A 19,594-nucleotide genomic window follows, 5' to 3' on the forward strand; every position below is an offset into this window, starting at 1 on the left:
CCTGCAGAGGCAACGTCAACGTCAACGTCAAAAGCGGGCTGTCGGTGGGATGGCGGGGTGGGTCCGGTTGCGGGGGACGCCGTAAATACGTCCATGTAGGCTCGGTCGCCGCATCCATGCGGCTCACGCCCCCGCAACCGGACCCACCCCGCCTTCGACAGATTCCGGCTGCTGTGGGTGGGTGTCGACCTTGGTCGACACGGTGGATCCACGCCATGCGTGGATGAGCGTCACATCGATCGGAATGGGCTTTTGTAGAGTCGAGCCATGCTCGACTGCTTCATGCGCGATGCGTGCGAGGGTACGAGCTCACGCGCCGCTGGCCACCGGGCGGCTGCTGTCGCTGACCCAACCGCTCCAGGAATCGGCGTAGATGCGTGCGCCGGACAAACCGGCCGATTCCATCGCCAGCAGCAGATGGCAGGCCGTCACGCCAGAGCCGCACATCAGCACCACCTGTTGCGGATCGCGGTTGCCGATCACGCCCTGCAGTTCGGCGCGCAGTTCCTGTGCATCACGCAGGCGGCCGTCGAGGACGTTCAACGCAAACGGACGGTTGACCGCGCCGGGTACGTGACCGGCGACCGGGTCCAGCGGCTCCACTTCGCCGCGGAAGCGTTCGCCCGCGCGTGCGTCGACCAGCCAGCCCGGCGCGTGCTTCAGCCGCGCAGAGATTTCATCGGCATTGGCGATCTGGGTGCTATCGAAACGCCCCGGATAGGCCGGCAGCGCTGTTACCGCCTCCTCCCCCGTTGCCAGCGGATGGCCGGCAGCCTGCCAGGCGGCGATGCCGCCGTCGAGCACCGCCACCCGGCCATGGCCGAGCAGGCGCAGCAACCACCACAGCCGCGCGGCGGCCATGCTGCCGTCGCTGCCGTCGTAGACCACCACCTGGGTATCCGGACCAATGCCCCATTGGCCCAGCTTCGCGGCGAAGGCGTCGCTGTCCGGCAGCGGATGGCGACCATGGCCCACGCGCGATAGGTCGGACAGGTCGCGATTGAGATCGGCGTAGACCGCACCCGGGATGTGCCCTGCAAGGTACTGGCCGCCACCGGCCTGCGGATCAGCCAGCGATGACCGCGCATCGACCACGCGCACGGCCGTGCTGGCGGTTGCACGCGCGTCGACCACGCGCACGCCCTTACCCAATGCAGCGGCCAGGGTGGCGACATCGACCAGGGTGGTCCACGGCAGATCGATCGGCTTCATTGCACTTGCTCCAGGCGGCGACGCAGGTTGTAGAGGATGGCCGCGGTCGCGCCCCAGATGCGCTGGCCCGGCCAGCCGTATTCAAGGACGTGGCGGATGCGGCCGCGATGATTGATTTCGACCTGGCGCAGGTTGTCGGCAGCCATCAGGTAGTCCAACGGCACCTCGAACACCTCGGCCACTTCGCTGGGTTGCGGCACCGGCACGAAGTCCGGATCCACCACCGCCACCACCGGCGTGACCCGGTAACCGGTGATCGTCACGAAGGGATCCAGGTAGCCCAGCGCCTGCACCTGGCCGGGCGCCAGCGCGATTTCTTCCTGGCTCTCGCGCAGTGCAGCGGCCAGTGCATCGCGGTCGTCCGGTTCGGTGCGACCGCCGGGGAACCCGACCTGGCCACCATGGGTGCGCAGGGTCTCGGTACGGCGGGTGAGGATCACCTGTGCGCCGTTGGCACGCGGCACGATGCCGGCCAGCACCGCCGCTTCCACGGGGGGGCCGGGCGGCAGGAGGTCGATCAGTTCACTGCGGTTCCAGCCGTCGCCAAGCGGCGGCACGGCCAGTGGATGCAGCGCGCGCATCAGGCGTTCGTGATCGGCCAGCGAGCCGCGCAATGATTGCTGCAGCTGTTCACGCAGGGGTTGCACGCGATGCAGGATGCGGCTGCGTTCCTCGTTGCTCATCGACGACCACCTTGCGATCTCGTCGAGATGCCGCCCGCAGCCGGTGCACTGCCGGTCTGGATCCAGCTTGCACACTCCGATGCAGGGACTTGCGACAACACGCGCCGATTCTTCCGTTGTTTGCACCCTGCAACAGTAGCGCGAATGGGCTGGATTTGCGCGTCAGGCACTGCACAAACAAAAACGCGCCGGTGGGATCACCGGCGCGTTTCGTTTACTGCTTCGATATTACTTGACGCTGACCAGCTTGATCTCGAACTGCACAGCCACGTTCGGCGGGAACGGGGTGCGCGGGTCGGCACCGTAGGCCTGATCCGGCGGCAGGGTGACTTCCCACTTCGAGCCTGCCGGCATCTGCAGCAGGGTCTCGCGCATGGCCTTCATTTCGACTTCGCTGACCTTGATCGACGGGATCTGCTGGGCCGGGCGGGCTTCGGTCGGGCGCTGGCCGTACGGGAACGGACCGGCCACTTCCAGCTGCACGGTGCTGGCCTGGGTCGGCTTGGCACCCTTGCCGGCTTCGATCACGCGGTACTGGACGCCGCTCGGCAGGGACTGCACGCCGGCCTTGGCCTTGTTCGCTGCGATGAACTGATCACTCTTGGTCTTGTTTTCGGCAGCGGCCTTTTCGTACTCGGCCTTGGCGGCCTGGGCACGGCCCTGCTCGCGCTTCTGGAACGCTTCAACGGCCGGCTTCAGCTGCTCGGCGGTGATCGCCGGCTGCTTCTTGGCGTAGGCGTCCTGCAGGCCCTTCACCACCGAGTTGATGTCCAGCTGCTCACCACGACCGGTCAGCTCCGCCAGGTTGTTGCCGTAGTCGTAACCGAAGTAGTAGCTCAGCTTGCCCTTTTCGGACGAAACGTCCTGGGCGAAGGCATTGCCCGTCAGGGCCAGGGCCGCGACGGCGACCGCGATAGAACGCAACTTCATCAAACAGTTCTCCAGGGGTGGTAACTCAGGGACGTTCTGCGCCGCCCTGAGGCGACGGGTTAGGATAACGGGCGCAACGTGTAACCGCTACTCACGATGCAGGCTATGACCCGTCTGCGTTTGCAGAGTTCAATATCACTTTTTTTTAACGTTCCAGGAGTTTCCCCGTGGCCGATGCCCTGATCGCTGTCGCCGACGACGGCGCCATCCGCACCGTGACCGTCCAGCGCCCGGACAAGCTCAACGCCCTCAATGCCGCGACCCTGCAGGCCCTGGCCGAGGTGTTCAGCGCCGCCGCCGCCGACCCGGAAGTGCGCGTGGTGGTGCTGACCGGCGCCGGCCCCAAGGCCTTCGTGGCCGGCGCCGACATCGCCGAGATGAACACCCTCAGCGCCGTTCAGGGACGTGATTTCTCCCTGCTCGGCCAGGGCCTGATGCGCCAGATCGAGCGCATGCCCAAGCCGGTCATCGCCCGCGTGAACGGTTTCGCGCTGGGCGGCGGCCTGGAGCTGGCGATGGCCTGCCACCTGCGCATCGCCGCCGATACCGCCAAGGTCGGCCAACCGGAAATCAACCTCGGCCTGATCCCGGGCTTCGGCGGCAGCCAGCGCCTGCTGCGCCTGTGCGGCCGTGCCGCCACCCTGGAGCTGTGCCTGCTGGGTGCACCGGTCAATGCAGCACGTGCGCTGGAACTGGGCATCGTCAACGAGGTGGTGCCCGCCGACGCGCTGGACAGCCGCGTGCAGGACGTGGCCCGCCAGCTGGCACGTTCGGCGCCGCTGGCCCTGCGTGGCCTGCTCGATGCGGTGCACGTGGGCGGCGAGTGCAGCCTGGAAGCGGGCCTGGAGTACGAAAGCGCACAGTTCGGCCTGCTGTTCGCCACCGAGGACATGCGCGAAGGCACCAGCGCCTTCCTGCAGCGCCGTCCGCCGGCCTTCCAGAACCGCTGACGCCATGGCATCCCGACCCAACCCCGCGCAGCTGTTCGCCCGGGTCCAGGCAGACGATCTCGATGGCGCCCTGCAGGACGGGCTGATGGACTATGTCGCCCGTGCCGGCGACGAACAGTTGCTGCCCGGCCACCCCGAGTTGCCGCAGCGCCTGCAGCAGGCCCAGCAGCAGTTGCACGCGGCCTGGGCCGCGCGCGAACGCTACCGCGCCCGAGCGGTGCGCCTGGCGCGCCGTGAGGCCGAACGCGACGCACGCCGGACACCCGCCCCGGCACCGGACGTGAAGCCGGCCCTGCCCGCGGCAGCGGCGGCCATCCTCGCCCGGGCCAAGGCCCGCGCCACTGGCAAGGAGCAGTAATGGCCACGGTGAAGAAGACCGCGCGCGCAGCGGCGCGCCGCGGCGGCGTGATGCCGCGTGCCGACGTGGTGGAAATGTTCACCCGCCTGCGCGAACTCAATCCGCACCCGAAGACCGAACTGGAATACAGCTCGCCGTTCGAACTGCTGGTGGCGGTGGCGCTGTCGGCACAGGCCACCGACGTCGGCGTCAACAAGGCCACGCGCCGCCTGTTCCCGGTGGCCAACACGCCGGCGAAGATCCTCGCGCTGGGCGAGGACGGCCTGAAGCAGTACATCGCCACCATCGGCCTGTTCAACGCCAAGGCGAAGAACGTGATCGCCACCTGCGCGATCCTGCTGGAGAAGCATGGCGGCGAAGTGCCGCGTGACCGCGATGCGCTGGAGGCGCTGCCCGGCGTCGGCCGCAAGACCGCCAACGTGGTGCTCAACACGGCGTTCGGCGAGCCGGTGATGGCGGTGGATACGCATATCTTCCGCGTGGCCAACCGCACCGGGCTGGCCCCCGGCAAGAACGTGCGCGAGGTGGAAGACAAACTGGTGAAGGCGATTCCGGCCGAGTTCCTGCTCGACGCGCATCACTGGCTGATCCTGCACGGCCGCTATGTGTGCAAGGCGCGCAAGCCGGATTGCCCGGGCTGCGTGATTGCCGACCTTTGCCGGTTCAAGGACAAGACCACGGCCGAAGCGTGACGCGGACCGTGTTGTGACGAAACGAAGACGGCGGGCACCAGGCCCGCCGTCTCGCTTTCAGACACTGTGTTTCAGGTGATCAGAACGACAGGTCGCCCCAGACGCCGAATTCCTTGGTCTTGTCGTTCTTCTTGTCGCCGGCGTTGGCCAGGTGCGTGTACTTGTACACGGTCGACAGCTTGAGGTTCTTCATGACCGGGAACTCGACGCCGACGTTCCAGTACTTGTCGCTCAGGGTCGGGTCCAGGGTCTTGCTGACGTCGGTGTCATCGTAACGACCGAACACGTTGATGCCGCCGTCGGTGACGCGCACGCTGCCCCACACCGACCAGCCGCTGGTCTTGTCGGTGGCAACGGTCAGCACGTTGTTGAGGTTCTTGGCCTGGAAGTACTCGCCACCGACGCGGAAGTTGCTGTCGGCGTAGGCCACCATCGCGTTGGCGCGGGTGTAGGTGTTCTCGGCGCTCTGGATGTCGGTTTCCTTGCCCAGCTTGCCGCTGTAGCCACCGACGGCGACCACGAAGTTCTCGTTCGGGGTGTAGGCCACGCGGCCTTCCACGTCCATGCCCTTGCTGCGGGTCGGGTTCTTGTAACCGGCGCCGGACACGACCGAGACGGCGTAGTTGAAGTTGTTGCCCAGGTTGCCGAAGCCATGCAGGCCCCAGTCGGACGAGTTGCCGTACTTCAGGCGATCGGTCAGGGTGTTCTCGACATAGCGCATGCCGTAGAACTTCTCGACGTACGGGATCCACGGCATGTCGGCGGCACCGACGCGCAGGTTGAAGGCCGGGTCGAAGCTGCCCTGCACGTAGGCTTTCTTGACGAACAGTTCGGTGTTGCCGATGGCCGAGCTGTACTGGAAGTCGGTGGTCAGGTTCGCCGACCAGATGTCGTTGAACTTGTGGTCGACGGTCAGGTAGAAGCGCTTGACGTCCAGGCCGGTGCCGCTGGCGGCGGTGTCCTTGCCGTTGCTGGTCTTGTCGATGTTGGTCAGGTCGAAGAACATGCGACCGCCAATCTTGTTGTCATTGACCAGCTTGGCCAGCTTGTCGACGCTGGTCTGGGTCTTCTGCGCACCTTCCAGGGCCTGGGCCTGGGTGATGTTCACTTCAGACTGCGCGTCGGACTGCGCCTGCAGCGCCTGCGAGTCGCTCTGCAGCTGCTGGACCTGGGCCTGCAGAGCAGCGATCTGCGCCTGCAGCTGCTGCAGCTGTGCCTGGGATACGCCCGTGCTGGCGGGAGCTGCGAAGGCGTCGGCGGAAACCAGACCGAGGCTTGCAACGACCGCGGCGGCGAGCAAATGGGAACGCATTTTGGATTTCTCCAGAGGGTTGGAATGGCTTGGGCAGAACGCCACGCCGGCAGGCCGGTCAAGCGTTTTGCGAACATTCCGTTAAAACCATGACAGCCGAATGACAACCTGAGCACCAACCACAGATTTCTTCGTGCGGTCATGCGTACGACGCATTTGTCGCGCCATCCTTGTCGATCCCTTGCGGCATATGGCGTGATGTATCGGCGTCGACGCGCTGGCCGCCGCCGCGCGGCGTCCACCTGCCGCGCCGGTTGCGCGCGGAAAACGCCGGATCGCTGCGGAATGCCCGGAACACGCATGCATCGGACAGGCCATCAGCGACATATAGAAAGGGGTCACAACGGCTGCGTCGTTCCTTCACGCCCCTGCTCCACGGGCGCCGGGCAACGCTGTCATGGATGCGTCATACAACGGTCCCCGCGCTGTCATCGAACCGTTATGGAATGTGCACCGGGCGGGTAACCCCGCATCCCAATCAACCCAGGAGCCACCCCGTGATCCACGCCTTCAAGTCGCGCGTTGCCGTTGCCGTCTTCGCAGCGTCGTCCGTGTTCGCCGCCAACGCCGCTGAAATCACCGGCGCGGGCGCCTCGTTCATCTACCCGGTGATGTCGAAGTGGTCGGCCGACTACAACGCCGCCACCAGCAACAAGGTCAACTACCAGTCGATCGGCTCCGGCGGTGGTATCGCCCAGATCAAGGCCAAGACCGTTGATTTCGGCTCCTCCGACGCCCCGCTGAAGCCGGAAGAACTGGCTGCTTCGGGCCTGGCCCAGTTCCCGTCGGTGATCGGCGGCGTGGTGCCGGTGGTCAACGTGGCCGGCATCGCTCCGGGCGCGCTGAAGCTGGACGGCACCGTGCTGGCCAACATCTTCCTGGGCAAGATCAAGACCTGGAACGACCCGGCCATCGCCGCGCTGAACCCGGGCCTGACCCTGCCGAGCGCCAAGATCACCGTCGTGCACCGTTCGGACGGTTCGGGCACCACCTTCAACTTCGTCAACTACCTGTCCAAGGTCAGCCCGGAGTGGAAGAGCTCGGTCGGTGAAGGCACCTCGGTCCAGTGGCCGGCCGGCATCGGCGGCAAGGGCAACGAAGGCGTTGCTGCCTACGTGAAGCAGATCAAGGGCGGCATCGGCTACGTCGAACTGTCCTACGCGCTGCAGAACAAGCTGTCGTACACCGCGATGAAGAATGCCGCCGGCAAGTTCGTGCAGCCGAGCGACGCCTCGTTCGCCGCCGCTGCCGCCAGCGCCGACTGGGCCAGCGCCAAGGACTTCTACCTGGTGATGACCAACGCCCCGGGCGCCGAGTCCTGGCCGATCACCGCGACCAACTTCATCCTGGTGCACAAGAAGCCGAAGAACGCTGCCAACGGCAAGGCCACCCAGGAGTTCTTCCGCTGGGTCTACAAGAGCGGCGACGCCCAGGCCCGCCAGCTGGACTACGTGCCGCTGCCGGACAGCCTGGTCCGCCAGATCGAGACCTACTGGTCGCAGAACCTGAAGTAAGCAAGCGCGTTCCCCCGCAGGAACGGGATCGGCGGGTCCTCTCTCCCCCGCCGATCCCACCCGGGCGCGAGATCCTCGAGATCTCGCGCCTTTCTCGTTTGCCGGTGGCGTCGAGCTTGCTCGACTGCCCCGGGTGGGTAGAGTCGAGCTTGCTCGACTGCTCCTGGTCGGCCCTGGTCGAGCAAGCTCGACTCTACGAAGGGCCAAGGACTCGGCTGGGTGCTGGAGTGTGCGGACCAACGGTCCGCACCTACCGAGAGCATGGAGCAGTCGAGCAAGCTCGACGCTACGGAGGCCATCCGCCGGTCATACCGTGCGCAGATCCGGGGTCTGCGGGGGTCTCCCGGATCGTGGCACACCCTGTGAAACCCTTGTCGGAACGTGATCCAGGACACCTCTGTCATGGTCGTAATACGGCTGTAACAAAAACATCATTTCATAGCCGCATCCGCCGACCCCGTCGGCTCTTCCCCGCTATGGAGTGACCATGAAACTGCACTCGGCCGGCCTTGCCGCCCTTTCCCTGGCCATCGCCCTGGGCCTGTCGGCCTGCGGTGGCGACAAGCAGGCCGCACAGCAGCCAGCTGCCGACGGTGCTGCCGCTCCGGCCGCTGCCGGTGCCAAGGTGACCGCCGAGGTCTCCGGCGCGGGCGCGTCCTTCATCTTCCCGCTGGTCTCCAAGTGGTCGGCTGACTACAACGCCAGCACCGGCGCCAAGATCAACTACCAGTCGATCGGTTCCGGCGGCGGCATTGCACAGATCAAGGCCGGCACCGTCGACTTCGGTTCCTCGGACAAGCCGCTGAGCAGCGAAGAGCTGGCCCAGGCTGGCCTGGCCCAGTTCCCGTCCGCCATCGGCGGCGTGGTGCCGGTGGTCAACATCGAAGGCCTGGAGGGCGGCAAGCTGCGCCTGAGCGGCGCCCTGCTGGCCGACATCTTCCTGGGCAAGGTCAAGACCTGGAACGATCCGGCCATCGTCGCCGCCAACCCGGGCGTGAAGCTGCCGGACGGCAAGATCACCCTGGTCCACCGTTCGGATGGTTCGGGCACCACCTTCAACTTCTCCAACTACCTGTCCAAGGTCAGCCCGGACTGGAAGGCCAAGGTCGGCGAAGGCACCTCGGTGCAGTGGCCGGACGGCGTGGGTGGCAAGGGCAATGAAGGCGTCGCGTCCTACGTGAAGCAGATCAAGGGTTCGATCGGCTACGTCGAGCTGGCCTACGCGCTGCAGAACGGCATGCCGTACACCGCCATGCAGAACGCGGCCGGCAACTGGGTCGAGCCGAGCGCGGAGACCTTCGCCGCCGCGGCCGCCAGCGCCGACTGGGCCAGCGCCAAGGACTTCAACCTGGTCATCACCAATGCCCCGGGCGACCAGGCGTGGCCGATCACCGCCACCAACTTCATGCTGATGCAGAAGCAGCCGAAGGACGCCAAGCGCAACCAGGACACCCTGGCCTTCTTCAAGTGGGCCTTCGAGAACGGCCAGGCCCAGGCCAACGAGCTGCACTACGTGCCGCTGCCGGCCGAACTGGTCAAGCAGATCGAGGCCTACTGGGCGACCGACCTGAAGTGATGGATACGACGGTGCCCGCCCCGCGCGGGCACCGCTGCTTCCACGCCATGCCGCCCCGCCCCTTCCTGGCCCAGCCGTCCCCATGAATGCCATCGCCCAGCCTGTAGCCGCCCCGTCCACGCGTGATGCGCGTGATGCCCGCAACGACAAACTGTTCCGATGGGTGCTGGTCGGCACCGTCATCTTCGTCCTGATCGCCTTGGCCTGCGCCGCGCTGTCGATGCTGTGGGGCGGCCGCCATGCCCTGCAGATGCAGGGCCTGAGCTTCTTCTTCTCCGCCGACTGGAATCCGGTCGAAAACAAGTTCGGTGCCCTCGCCCCGATCTACGGCACCCTGGTCACCGCGCTGATCGCGATGGTCATTGCCGTGCCGGTCAGCTTCGGCATCGCCTTCTTCCTCACCGAAGTCGCGCCGCGCTGGCTGCGTGGCCCGGTCGGTACCGCCATTGAACTGCTGGCCGGCATCCCCTCGATCATCTACGGCATGTGGGGCCTGTTCGTGCTGGTGCCGGTGATGACCGAGTACGTCACCCCGTTCCTCAACGAAACCCTGGGCGAGTGGCCGATCATCGGCCCGATGTTCCAGGGGCCGCCGCTGGGCATCGGCATGCTTACCGCCGGTTTCGTGCTGGCCATCATGGTCATTCCGTTCATCTCCTCGGTGATGCGCGAAGTGTTCCTGACCGTGCCGACCCGCCTGAAGGAGTCGGCCTACGCGCTGGGCTCCACCAAGTGGGAAGTGAGCTGGGACATCGTGCTGCCCTACACCCGCTCGGCGGTGATCGGCGGCATCTTCCTTGGCCTCGGCCGCGCCCTGGGTGAAACGATGGCAGTGGCCTTCGTGATCGGCAACAGCGTGCGCCTGTCGCCATCGCTGCTGGAACCGGGCACCACCATCGCCGCGCTGATCGCCAACGATTTCGGCGAAGCCACTGAAACCTACCGCTCGGCCCTGCTGCTGCTCGGCTTCGTCCTCTTCATCGTCACCTTCGTGGTGCTGGCCATCGCCCGCCTGATGCTGATGCGCCTGTCCCGCAAGGAGGGCAACTGATGTCCACCACCGCTGATTCGCTGTACCTGCGCCGCCGCATCGGCAACGTCGTTGCGATCACCGCATCCTGCGCCACCGCCCTGTTCGGCCTGTTCTTCCTGGGCTGGATCCTGTTCACCCTGGCCTCCAAGGGCCTGGCCGGCATCAACCTGGATCTGTTCACCAAGATGACGCCGCCGCCGATGCAGGAAGGCGGTCTTGCCAACGCCTTCTTCGGCAGCGCCGTGATGTGTGCGCTGGCGATCGGCATCGGCACCCCGCTGGGCGTGCTGGCCGGTACCTGGCTGGCCGAGTACGGCAACGCCCGCAAGGCCGGCACCGTGGTCCGCTTCGTCAACGACATCCTGCTGTCGGCGCCGTCGATCGTGCTCGGCCTGTTCGTCTACACCCTGTACGTGATGCAGACCGGCGGCAACTTCTCGGCATTCGCCGGTGCGCTGTCGCTGGCCTTCATCGTGCTGCCGGTGGTGGTGCGCACCACCGACGAGATGCTGCGCCTGGTGCCCTCGCAGATGCGCGAAGCTGCGCTTTCGCTGGGCATCCCGCAGTGGAAGGTGATCGTGCAGGTGCTGTACCGCAGCGCGTCGGCCGGCATCATCACCGGCATCCTGCTGGCGCTGGCGCGCATTTCCGGCGAAACCGCCCCGCTGCTGTTCACCGCCTTCGGCAACCAGTACTGGAACAACAACATCTTCCAGCCGATGGCCTCGGTGCCGGTGGTGATGAACCAGTTCGCCGGCAGCCCGTATGAATCCTGGCAGGTGCTGGCCTGGGCCGGTGCCCTGGTGCTGACTGTCTTCGTGTTGCTGGTCAGTCTTGCCGCCCGCGGCATCCTGCTGCGCAACCGTATCTCCCATGACTAACCTTTCCGTGGATAACGCCATGAACGACCTTTCCAATGCCGTGCCGATGCAGCGCATCGCCGTGCCGTCCTCGCACGAGAGCCTGCACACGCCGTCGCCGGTCAAGCTGGCCGCGCGTGGACTGGACTTCTACTACGACAAGTTCCACGCCCTGAAGGGCATCAACCTGGAGATTCCGGAAAAGCGCGTGACCGCGCTGATCGGTCCGTCCGGTTGCGGCAAGTCGACCCTGCTGCGCATCTTCAACCGCATCTACGCGCTGTACCCGAAGCTGGAAGCGCGCGGTGAGGTGCTGCTGGACGGCGAGAACATCCTGTCGCCGAAGTACCCGATGAACCGCCTGCGCAGCAAGGTCGGCATGGTGTTCCAGAAGCCGGTGCCGTTCCCGATGACCATCTTCGAGAACGTGGCCTACGGCATCCGCCACCACGAGAAGCTGAGCAAGGCCGACATGGCCGACCGCGTCGAGCAGGCGCTGCGCCAGGGCGCGCTGTGGGACGAAGTGAAGGACAAGCTGGGCCAGAGCGCGCTGGGCCTGTCCGGTGGCCAGCAGCAGCGCCTGTGCATCGCCCGCGCCGTGGCCCTGCGCCCGTCGGTGCTGCTGCTGGACGAGCCGACCTCGGCGCTGGACCCGATCTCGACCAGCCGCATCGAGCAGCTGGTGGAAGAGCTCAAGCACGAGTACACCATCGTCATCGTCACCCACAACATGCAGCAGGCCGCGCGCGTGTCCGACTACACCGCCTTCATGTACCTGGGCGACCTGATCGAGCACGACCGCACCGAAGTGATCTTCTCGCAGCCGTCGCAGCGGCAGACCGAGGACTACATCACCGGTCGCTTCGGCTGAAACGTCAGTCGAGCGTGGCTCGACTCTACAGACAACGGCAGTCGAGCGTGGCTCGACTCTACAGAGTGGAACAACCATGAACCTTCCCAACGACCACATCGTCAAGAGCTACGACGAAGAGCAGCAGCGCCTGGTGGCCGAAATCGTGCGCATGGGCGAGATGGCCGTCGCCCAGCTCGAAGCGGCGATGGACGTGATCGAGAAGCGCGACGAGAACGCCGCCCATCGCATCATCGCCAACGATGAAGCCATCGACGCGCTGGAACAGCAGATCAGCCACGACGTGATGCGCCTGGCGCTGCGCGGGCCGATGGCCCGCGACCTGCGCGAAATCCTGGCCGGCCTGCGCATCCCGGCCGACATCGAGCGCATCGGCGACTACGCGGCCAATGTCGCCAAGCGTTCGATCGCACTGGGCAAGGTACCGCCGCTGCCGCAGATCCAGGGCCTGCGTGCGCTGGGCCGCCTGGCCGCGCAGCAGGTGCGCCGCGCCATCGCCGCCTACCGCGACAACGACGCCGACGCCGCACTGGCGCTGCGTGAGGACGACGCCCGCCTGGACGCGCAGTACACCGCGCTGTTCCGCGAGCTGCTGACCTACATGATGGAAGACCCGCGCAACATCACTCCGTGCACCCATCTGCTGTTCATGGCCAAGAACCTGGAGCGCGTGGGCGACCACGCCACCAACATCGCCGAGAACGTGTGGTTCCTGGTGCACGGCGAGCAGCCGCTGCCGCCGCGCGAGAAGCGCGACGAGACCTCCAGCACCGGCCAGCCCTGACGCTGCACTGCAACACGTGAGTTGACTCCATGGTGGCCGCTGTCCTTGCGACAGCGGCCTTCTTGTTTCTGGGCATTCCGGCCACCGGTCTCCCCTTCTGTAACAAACCTCACGAAAATTTGAGGTCTTGGCGAGGATTCGTTGAGTAGGATCGCTGCACCATCGTTTCCACCGGCACCCCTGCCGGCCACCCGGGCACCCGCCCACACCACCCAGGAGCACGACCGATGAGCAGTTCCAACAAGACCCTGTCCCTGCTGACTGCTACCGCCCTGGCCGCCGGCCTGGGCATGACCGCTAGTGCCTCGGCCCTGAGCATGAGCGACCTCGCCCAGGGCTACCTGGTGGCCGGCCAGGCTGCCAAGGCCAGCACCGATGCCAAGGCCGCCGACACCAAGATGGCCGCCGACGCGACCAAGCACGCCGAAGGCAAGTGTGGCGCCGACGGCAAGAGTGCTGAAGGCAAGTGCGGCGCCGACAAGGGCAAGGCCGCCGGTGCTGCCGCCGGTGCCAAGACCAAGACCGGCGACAAGAAGTCGGCTGAAGGCAAGTGCGGCGAAGGCAAGTGCGGTGGCAAGCACTGACGTCCGCGCCCGCATGGTCCACCCGCGGTCGCCGCTTCGCGCGGCGGCTGCCGGGTTGGGCCTGCGCCGGGCGCTGCTGCAGGATCTGCGTGATGCACCGGCCGGCGACTTCGATTTCCTCGAATGCGCACCGGAGAACTGGATCCATGTCGGTGGGCCCGCCGGCGACGCGCTGGCCGAACTGGCGCAGCGCCACCCGCTGAGCTGCCACGGCCTGTCGTTGTCGCTGGGTGGCAGTGCGCCACTGGATACCCAGCTGCTGGAACAGGTCGGCCAGTTCCTCGAGACCCATCGCGTGCCGCTGTACAGCGAGCACCTGAGCTACTGCAGCGACGACGGCCACCTGTACGACCTGCTGCCGATCCCCTTCACCGATGAAGCGGTGCGCCATACCGCGGCGCGCATCCGCCAGGTGCAGGATCTGCTCGGCCGCCGCATCGCGGTGGAGAATGTGTCCTACTACCTGGCACCGGAACCGGCGATGGACGAACTGGCCTTCACCAACGCCGTGCTTTCCGAAGCCGACTGCGACCTGCTGCTGGACGTCAACAATGTCTACGTCAACGCCTGCAACCACGGCTACGATGCCGACGCCTTCATTGCTGGGCTGCCCGCCGATCGCATCGTCTGCCTGCATGTGGCCGGGCACCTGGATGAAGCACCGGACCTGAAGATCGATACCCACGGCAGTGCGGTGATCGATCCGGTCTGGGAACTGCTGGCGCGTACCTATGCGCGTATCGGCGCGCGCCCGACCCTGCTCGAACGCGACTTCAATTTCCCGCCCTATGCCGAACTGCAGGGCGAGCTGCAGACCATCCGCCGCCTGCAGGCCACGCACGCCGGTGACGGTCATGGCTGAGGCTCCCGATTCCCTGCGTGCACAGCAGCATGCGTTCACCGCGCACCTGCGCGACCCGCAGGCGGTGGCCGCGCCGGCAGGCCTGGAACCGCGTCGCGTGGCGGTCTACCAACGGCTGCTGTTCAACAATCTGCTCGGCCTGTTGAGCAACGGTTTCCCGGTCTGCGTGCGCCTGCTCGGCGAACCCGCCTGGAGCGCGCTGGTGCGCCAGTACTTCGCCACCCATCGCTGCCAGACGCCGTTGTTCACCGAGCTGGCCGCCGAGTTCGTGCAATGGCTGCAGGCACGGCCGCAGCTGCCGCATCCGGCACTGGCCGAGCTGGCCCACTACGAGTGGGTGGAAACCGCGCTGTACCAGCTGGCCGCCGAGCCCCTGCCGCCCGCGGGCGACATCGATCCTCTGCAGGTGCCGCTGCAGCGCTCGCCGCTGGCCTGGCCGCTGCTGTACCAGTGGCCGGTGCATCGGCTCGGTGCCGAGGACGCGCCAACGCAGCCACCAGTCGAACCGACCGGCCTGCTGGTACGCCGCGAAGCCGATGGGGAGGTGCGGTTCGCCGCACTCAGCCCGCTGGCGGTGTACCTGCTGGCCAGCATCGGCGAGCAACCCGGCCTCGAGGGCCAGGCCTACCTGCAACACCTGGCCAATGCCCACGGGCTGGCCGAGGACGCGCTGGCCGGACCCGGTGCCGCGTTGCTTCGGCAGTTCCTGCAGGCTGGCGTGATCGGCCCGCTCACAGCCCCTCCCTGACCCCCTTCCGCGGAGATCCCCTGATGAACCTTCCGACCCTGGCCGTCGCACGCGGCCAGCTGGACCGTCTCGCCCCCTGGTTGGCCCCGCTCGGCCTGCGCCTGCTGCTGGCCTGGGAATTCTTCGAATCCGGCCGCGAGAAGCTGCAGGGCCAGAACTGGTTCGCCGACCTGCAGGACGCCTTTCCGTTCCCGTTCGACCAGTTGCCATCCGCCCTGAACTGGCAGCTGGCGACCTGGTTCGAACTGCTCGGTGCAGCCTGCCTGCTGTTCGGTTTCGGCACCCGTTTCGCCTCCACCGGCCTGCTGGTGCTGACGGTGGTGGCAACCTATGCCGTGCACTGGCCGATGGAATGGCACTCGCTGGGCGACCTTGCGATGGGCTATGCGATCAGCGACCAGGGCTTCGGCAACTTCAAGCTGCCGGTGCTGTTCATGGCGATGCTGCTGCCGTTGATCTTTGCCGGTGCCGGCAAGCTGAGCGTGGATGCGTGGTTGGCGCGGTGGTTTCCATCGGGCATGACGGTCCGGCCCGCTGCGCGGTAGGCGCTGACCGGGGTCCGGCGCGCTCTGTGCCAACCAAGGTTGGCACCTACCGGGTACCAAAGGTTGGCACCTACCGGGTTTCAGGGGTTGGCACCTGCCGGGAACCTGGTGGTGTGGTGCTCCGGTGGGTGTCGACCTTGGTCGACACGCTCCTGCGCAGGGAACCCGTGCGCCACAGGCCAGTCGGGCGCTCGGGGGCGCTCTGCTAGAATTCACGCATGACTGACCCCACCCCCGCACCTGCCGCCACTTCCGATTCCGCAGTTCCCCAGGCGCAGCGCGCGATGTCACAACGCTTCCGCGGCTTCCTGCCGGTGGTGGTCGATGTGGAAACCGGCGGTTTCGACAGCCAGCGCAATGCGCTGCTGGAAATCGCCGCCGTGCCGATCGAGATGGACGAGAACGGCCTGCTCTACCCCGGCCAGACCGCCAGCGCACACGTGGTGCCGGCCGAGGGCCTGGAGATCGATCCGAAGTCGCTGGAAGTGACCGGCATCATCCTCGACCACCCGTTCCGGCTGGCCAAGGAAGAGAAAGCGGCACTGGACCACATCTTCGTCCCGGTGCGTGCCGCGATGAAGAAGTACGGCTGCCAGCGCGCGATCCTGGTCGGCCACAACGCCCATTTCGACCTCGGTTTCGTCAATGCGGCCGTTGCGCGTACCGGCCACAAGCGCAATCCGTTCCATCCGTTCAGCGTGTTCGACACGGTCACCCTGGCCGGCATCGCCTATGGGCAGACCGTGCTGGCGCGTGCGGCCACGGCCGCCGGACTGGGCTGGGACGCGAATGAAGCGCACAGCGCGGTGTACGACACCGAGCAGACGGCGCGCTTGTTCTGCACGATTGCCAACGCCTGGCCGCGGTAGATCCACGCCATGCATGGATGAATGCATCGGCCGTGCGGACCAACGGTCCGCACCCACCATCCAACCTGCCTGTAGATCCACGCCATGCGTGGATGCGATCAACCAATACTCGTACGATCGCGGCCGTCGCTCTTGGCCCGGTACAGCGCGCGGTCGGCGCGCTGGTACAGCAGCGCCGGGGTCCGGTCATCCGCATCCAGCTCCACCAGGCCTGCGCTGAAGGTCACGCGCAGGCCGTCCACGCCGGCCCAGTCCGGATGGTCATGGAACAGCCCGCGCAGGCGCGCGCACAGCTGCGCGGCTTCTTCCAGGCGCGTGTCGTTGAGCAGCAGCGCGAACTCTTCGCCACCGGTACGCGCGGGCAGGTCCGAATCGCGGCAGGCCGCGGCGATCAATCGCGCCACCTCCACCAGCACCGCATCGCCGATGCTGTGGCTGTGGCGGTCGTTGACGTCCTTGAAGTGATCGATGTCCAGCACCACCAGGCACAGCGGATGACCGCTGCGCTGCGAGCGCGCGAAGTCGCGGGCCAGGGTTTCATCGAAGCCACGGCGATTGGCCAGCCCGGTCAGGGCATCTTCGCGGGCCTGCCGCTCGAACGCCTCGGCCTGCCGTGCCAGGCGCTCGGCCAGCTCGGTCTTTTCCTGGTTCAGCGCCTGCAGGTGCACGGTCTTGGCCTGCAGGTCGAAGGTCGCCTCGTCCACGCTCCGGGCCAGGCGCAGGTTGCTGGCCTTCAGCTGCTGCAGCAGCAGGCGGTACAGCGCCACCAGGCCGGCCAGCAGCAACAGCCCGCCCAGCGCCTGCACGCTGCGGCGCTGCCACCAGAACGGCTCCACGGTGAAGCTCCACACCGCTTCCTGCTGGCCCCAGGCCCCCGCCGGGTGCGCAGCGGCCACGTGCAGGGTGTAATCCCCCGGCGGCAGGCCGACGAACTCGACGCTGCGCTGCGGGCCGCGTTCGACCCAGCCGGCATCCAGGCCCTCCAGCCGCGTGCGGTAGCGGATCCGGTCGGACATCAGGTAGCTCAGGCCCACGTAGCTCACCGCCAGGCGACGGCCGCCGGGAATGTAGTTGCGGTCGGGGCCTTCCCAATGCACCGGCGCACCATCCACCTGCACGCTCTCGATCGCCGCCGGCGGTGACGGGCGTTCACGGAAGCGCTGCAGGCGCTGCGGATCGACCGTGCTCAGCCCGCCCGCGGTGACCACCCAGAACGTGCCGTCCTGGCGCAGGATCGCCGACGGGCCCGAACTGCCGTTGGCCTGCGCGTTGGCCATGCCGTCAATCTCGTTGTAGCGCTCCACCAGCACCCGCGGCGCGCGGCCGTCGGCCACCGCATTGAGCGTGGCCATGTCGGTGCGCAGCACGCCTCGATTGCTGCTGACCCACACGTTGCCAAGGCGGTCGGGCACCAGCTGGAACACCGCATCCACCGGCATGCCCTGCTCCAGGCCTACCCGCGCCAGCCGGCCGTTCTGCCAGCGGTACAGGCCGCGGTCGCTGCTGATCCACATCGCATCGCCCAGCTGATGGAAGCCGAACACGCTGCGGCCGCCGCCCATCGGGGCCAGGTCGATCGACTGCACGTGGTTGCCGCGCAGCACGCGGATGCCTTCGATGGTGCCGATCCACAGGTTGCCCTGGTGGTCATGCTCGAGCGCGGTGATCAGGCCACCGGGCATGCCCGGCACGCTCGATACCTGCACGCGGTCGCCGTCGATGCGGACCACGCCCTTCTGCGTGCCGGCCCAGACCACGCCCTGCGCATCCACGCTGATCGCGCGGATGTTGCCTCCCGGCATGCCATCGGCGGCCGCATAGTTGTGCCGCAGGCTGCCGTCCGGGCCGAGGCGGTAGACGCCGTCACCGAAGGTGCCGACCCACAGATCCCCCGCCGGGCCCTGCGCCAGGCTGAGGACCGACGGCGCCTTGCCGCCCCGGTTGTGCAACGGCACCGCACGGAAGCGGCCGTCCGGCGTCTGCAGGTCCAGGCCGCTGGCGCTGCCGACCCACAACTGGCGGTCACGGTCCTCGAACACGGTGCGCACATAGTCGCCACTGAGGCCATCGCGCTCGGTGTAGCTGCTGAACAGTGTCTCGCGCAGGCGGTACAGGCCGCCGTTGGCACCCACCCAGATGCTGCCCTCCGCATCCTCGCGCAGGCTGACAACGCGCCCGCCGGGCAGGTTCAACCCCGCCGGCAGCCGCTCCAGCCCATGCGTGGAGATCCGCAGCAGGCCCTGGTTCTCGGTACCCAGCCACAGGTCGCCGTGGCGGTCCTGCAGCATCGCGGTCATGTGCAGCTGGCCCGGCAGGCGGTGCACCAGCACCAGCTGATCGTCCTCCACCCGGTACAGGCGCTCGCCGGCGACGATCCACAGGGCGCCATCCGGAGCGCGGTACGGCCACGACAGCCCGGTACCTGCGCCCAAGCCCCACGCGGCAGGTGCGCGCTTGAGCACACCGTCGTTGTCACGCAGCACCAGCCCATCGAGCGTGCCGACCCAGACCCGGTCCTGCGCGTCGACCACCAGTTTGGTGAAGCTCATCGCCATCGGCAGTTCAGCCGCCGGCGCCTGGTAGACGATGCCCTTGTCCGGCACCAGGTAGCCGAGCCCCTTGCCTTCGTACAGCAGCCACAGGCGTCCCTGGCTGTCCATCTGCATGGACTGGATCAGCACCTGCGGGGTATCGCCCTGGTGCTCCCAGACCCGCCACTGGCCGTCGTTGCCGCGATGGCTGACATTGCCGCGCGAATCGCTGATCCACAGCCCGCCCTGGCGATCGACGTAGAGCGCGCCGATGCCGTTGTCGCGCAGGCCCGGGCGGGTACTGCGGTCGAACACGGTGAAATCCAGGCCGTTGTAGCGCACCAGGCCTTCCCAGGTGGCGAACCAGAGATGCCCCTCCGGGGTCTGCGCGATGTCACGCAGCGAGTTGTGCGGCAGGCCGTTGCGCGAGGTCCAGACGTCGATCGCGTAGTCCCGCAGCGGCGGCGCGCCTTCCTGTGCCGCCAGTGGCGCGGCCACGGCCAGCAGCAGCCACAGCAGCCCCTGCCGCAATGCCCGCCTGAATGATGATCTGCGGCGCTCCGCCCAGCGCCTCGTGTCCCCCTGTCCGCCCATCAGCGCAGTGGCGGTGGCCAGCGGTGGCTGCGGGGTCTGGCAGCGTGCGGAAACGCGCGGGCAACGCGGGGCGGCGTGCCGACGGG

At 67.1% G+C, this 19,594-nt stretch carries 20 protein-coding genes; 14 read left to right on the forward strand and 6 right to left on the reverse strand.

What is annotated here, in order from left to right:
* Positions 1-309 precede the first annotated feature (309 nt).
* The 3 genes from N5C18_RS00835 to N5C18_RS00845 form a co-directional block, all read right to left on the reverse strand.
* Positions 310-1,212, reverse strand: coding sequence for a sulfurtransferase (locus tag N5C18_RS00835; protein WP_279943592.1), 903 nt, complete (start codon positions 1,210-1,212; stop codon positions 310-312).
* Positions 1,209-2,021 (reverse strand): CoA pyrophosphatase, encoded by an 813-nt coding sequence (locus N5C18_RS00840; RefSeq protein ID WP_164086144.1) that lies wholly within the window; start codon positions 2,019-2,021, stop codon positions 1,209-1,211. Before N5C18_RS00840 ends, N5C18_RS00835 begins: the two co-directional genes overlap by 4 nt.
* A gap of 102 nt (positions 2,022-2,123) precedes the next feature.
* The gene (locus N5C18_RS00845) at positions 2,124-2,825 is read right to left on the reverse strand and encodes an FKBP-type peptidyl-prolyl cis-trans isomerase N-terminal domain-containing protein (protein WP_005408797.1); all 702 of its coding nucleotides are present in this window, start codon (positions 2,823-2,825) and stop codon (positions 2,124-2,126) included.
* Positions 2,826-2,992: 167 nt separating this feature from the next.
* Here N5C18_RS00845 and N5C18_RS00850 point away from each other — a divergent pair, with 167 nt between their 5' ends.
* Genes N5C18_RS00850 through nth form a run of 3 tightly spaced genes read left to right on the forward strand, consistent with a single transcriptional unit; the run spans position 2,993 to position 4,825 of the window.
* A complete protein-coding gene (locus N5C18_RS00850) occupies positions 2,993-3,775 on the forward strand; it encodes an enoyl-CoA hydratase-related protein (RefSeq protein ID WP_279943593.1) in 783 nt (260 codons plus the stop codon).
* A gap of 4 nt (positions 3,776-3,779) precedes the next feature.
* A complete protein-coding gene (locus tag N5C18_RS00855; RefSeq protein WP_008267356.1) occupies positions 3,780-4,133 on the forward strand; it encodes a hypothetical protein in 354 nt (117 codons plus the stop codon).
* A complete protein-coding gene (nth, locus tag N5C18_RS00860) occupies positions 4,133-4,825 on the forward strand; it encodes an endonuclease III (RefSeq protein WP_053512053.1) in 693 nt (230 codons plus the stop codon). The genes N5C18_RS00855 and nth overlap by 1 nt, the downstream gene beginning before the upstream one ends.
* Before the next feature lie 79 nt (positions 4,826-4,904).
* On the opposite strand, the gene N5C18_RS00865 is transcribed toward nth, so the two are convergent.
* Entirely contained in the window at positions 4,905-6,137 is a 1,233-nt protein-coding gene (locus tag N5C18_RS00865) for a porin (RefSeq protein WP_053449245.1), read from the reverse strand.
* A gap of 139 nt (positions 6,138-6,276) precedes the next feature.
* Positions 6,277-6,501 (reverse strand): hypothetical protein, encoded by a 225-nt coding sequence (locus tag N5C18_RS00870; protein WP_279943594.1) that lies wholly within the window; start codon positions 6,499-6,501, stop codon positions 6,277-6,279.
* Between the two features lie 133 nt (positions 6,502-6,634).
* Between N5C18_RS00870 and pstS (N5C18_RS00875) the strand changes: the two genes are divergently transcribed.
* The 11 genes from pstS (N5C18_RS00875) (at position 6,635) to rnt (ending at position 16,383) form a co-directional block, all read left to right on the forward strand.
* On the forward strand, positions 6,635-7,651 hold the full coding sequence (gene pstS, locus N5C18_RS00875; protein WP_008267138.1) for a phosphate ABC transporter substrate-binding protein PstS: 1,017 nt from the start codon (positions 6,635-6,637) through the stop codon (positions 7,649-7,651).
* A 487-nt stretch (positions 7,652-8,138) separates the two neighbouring features.
* Positions 8,139-9,227, forward strand: a complete 1,089-nt coding sequence (gene pstS, locus N5C18_RS00880; RefSeq protein ID WP_049458236.1) for a phosphate ABC transporter substrate-binding protein PstS — start codon at positions 8,139-8,141, stop codon at positions 9,225-9,227.
* 82 nt (positions 9,228-9,309) lie between these two features.
* Entirely contained in the window at positions 9,310-10,278 is a 969-nt protein-coding gene (gene pstC / locus N5C18_RS00885; RefSeq protein ID WP_008267250.1) for a phosphate ABC transporter permease subunit PstC, read from the forward strand.
* On the forward strand, positions 10,278-11,141 hold the full coding sequence (gene pstA / locus N5C18_RS00890) for a phosphate ABC transporter permease PstA (RefSeq protein WP_006428262.1): 864 nt from the start codon (positions 10,278-10,280) through the stop codon (positions 11,139-11,141). Before pstC ends, pstA begins: the two co-directional genes overlap by 1 nt.
* Before the next feature lie 19 nt (positions 11,142-11,160).
* Positions 11,161-11,991, forward strand: a complete 831-nt coding sequence (gene pstB / locus N5C18_RS00895) for a phosphate ABC transporter ATP-binding protein PstB (RefSeq protein WP_005408788.1) — start codon at positions 11,161-11,163, stop codon at positions 11,989-11,991.
* A 76-nt stretch (positions 11,992-12,067) separates the two neighbouring features.
* Positions 12,068-12,775 carry a phosphate signaling complex protein PhoU gene (phoU, locus tag N5C18_RS00900; RefSeq protein ID WP_008265615.1) on the forward strand — a complete coding sequence of 236 codons (708 nt, stop codon included), beginning with the start codon at positions 12,068-12,070 and terminating at the stop codon, positions 12,773-12,775.
* Between the two features lie 227 nt (positions 12,776-13,002).
* Positions 13,003-13,359 (forward strand): hypothetical protein, encoded by a 357-nt coding sequence (locus N5C18_RS00905; protein ID WP_279943595.1) that lies wholly within the window; start codon positions 13,003-13,005, stop codon positions 13,357-13,359.
* Positions 13,346-14,221, forward strand: a complete 876-nt coding sequence (locus N5C18_RS00910) for a DUF692 domain-containing protein (RefSeq protein ID WP_053511433.1) — start codon at positions 13,346-13,348, stop codon at positions 14,219-14,221. Before N5C18_RS00905 ends, N5C18_RS00910 begins: the two co-directional genes overlap by 14 nt.
* On the forward strand, positions 14,214-14,969 hold the full coding sequence (locus N5C18_RS00915; RefSeq protein WP_053511434.1) for a putative DNA-binding domain-containing protein: 756 nt from the start codon (positions 14,214-14,216) through the stop codon (positions 14,967-14,969). Before N5C18_RS00910 ends, N5C18_RS00915 begins: the two co-directional genes overlap by 8 nt.
* Before the next feature lie 23 nt (positions 14,970-14,992).
* Positions 14,993-15,514 (forward strand): DoxX family protein, encoded by a 522-nt coding sequence (locus N5C18_RS00920; RefSeq protein WP_053511435.1) that lies wholly within the window; start codon positions 14,993-14,995, stop codon positions 15,512-15,514.
* Positions 15,515-15,798: 284 nt separating this feature from the next.
* A complete protein-coding gene (gene rnt, locus N5C18_RS00925; protein ID WP_008267547.1) occupies positions 15,799-16,383 on the forward strand; it encodes a ribonuclease T in 585 nt (194 codons plus the stop codon).
* Between the two features lie 98 nt (positions 16,384-16,481).
* Here the strand turns inward: rnt and N5C18_RS00930 are convergent, their stop codons facing one another.
* Complete coding sequence (locus tag N5C18_RS00930; RefSeq protein WP_279943596.1) at positions 16,482-19,508, reverse strand: ligand-binding sensor domain-containing diguanylate cyclase; 3,027 nt, start codon at positions 19,506-19,508, stop codon at positions 16,482-16,484.
* Between the last annotated feature and the right edge of the window lie 86 nt (positions 19,509-19,594).

It is taken from the genome of Stenotrophomonas sp. GD03930, assembly GCF_029839665.1.
Taxonomy (GTDB): Bacteria; Pseudomonadota; Gammaproteobacteria; order Xanthomonadales; family Xanthomonadaceae; genus Stenotrophomonas; species Stenotrophomonas forensis.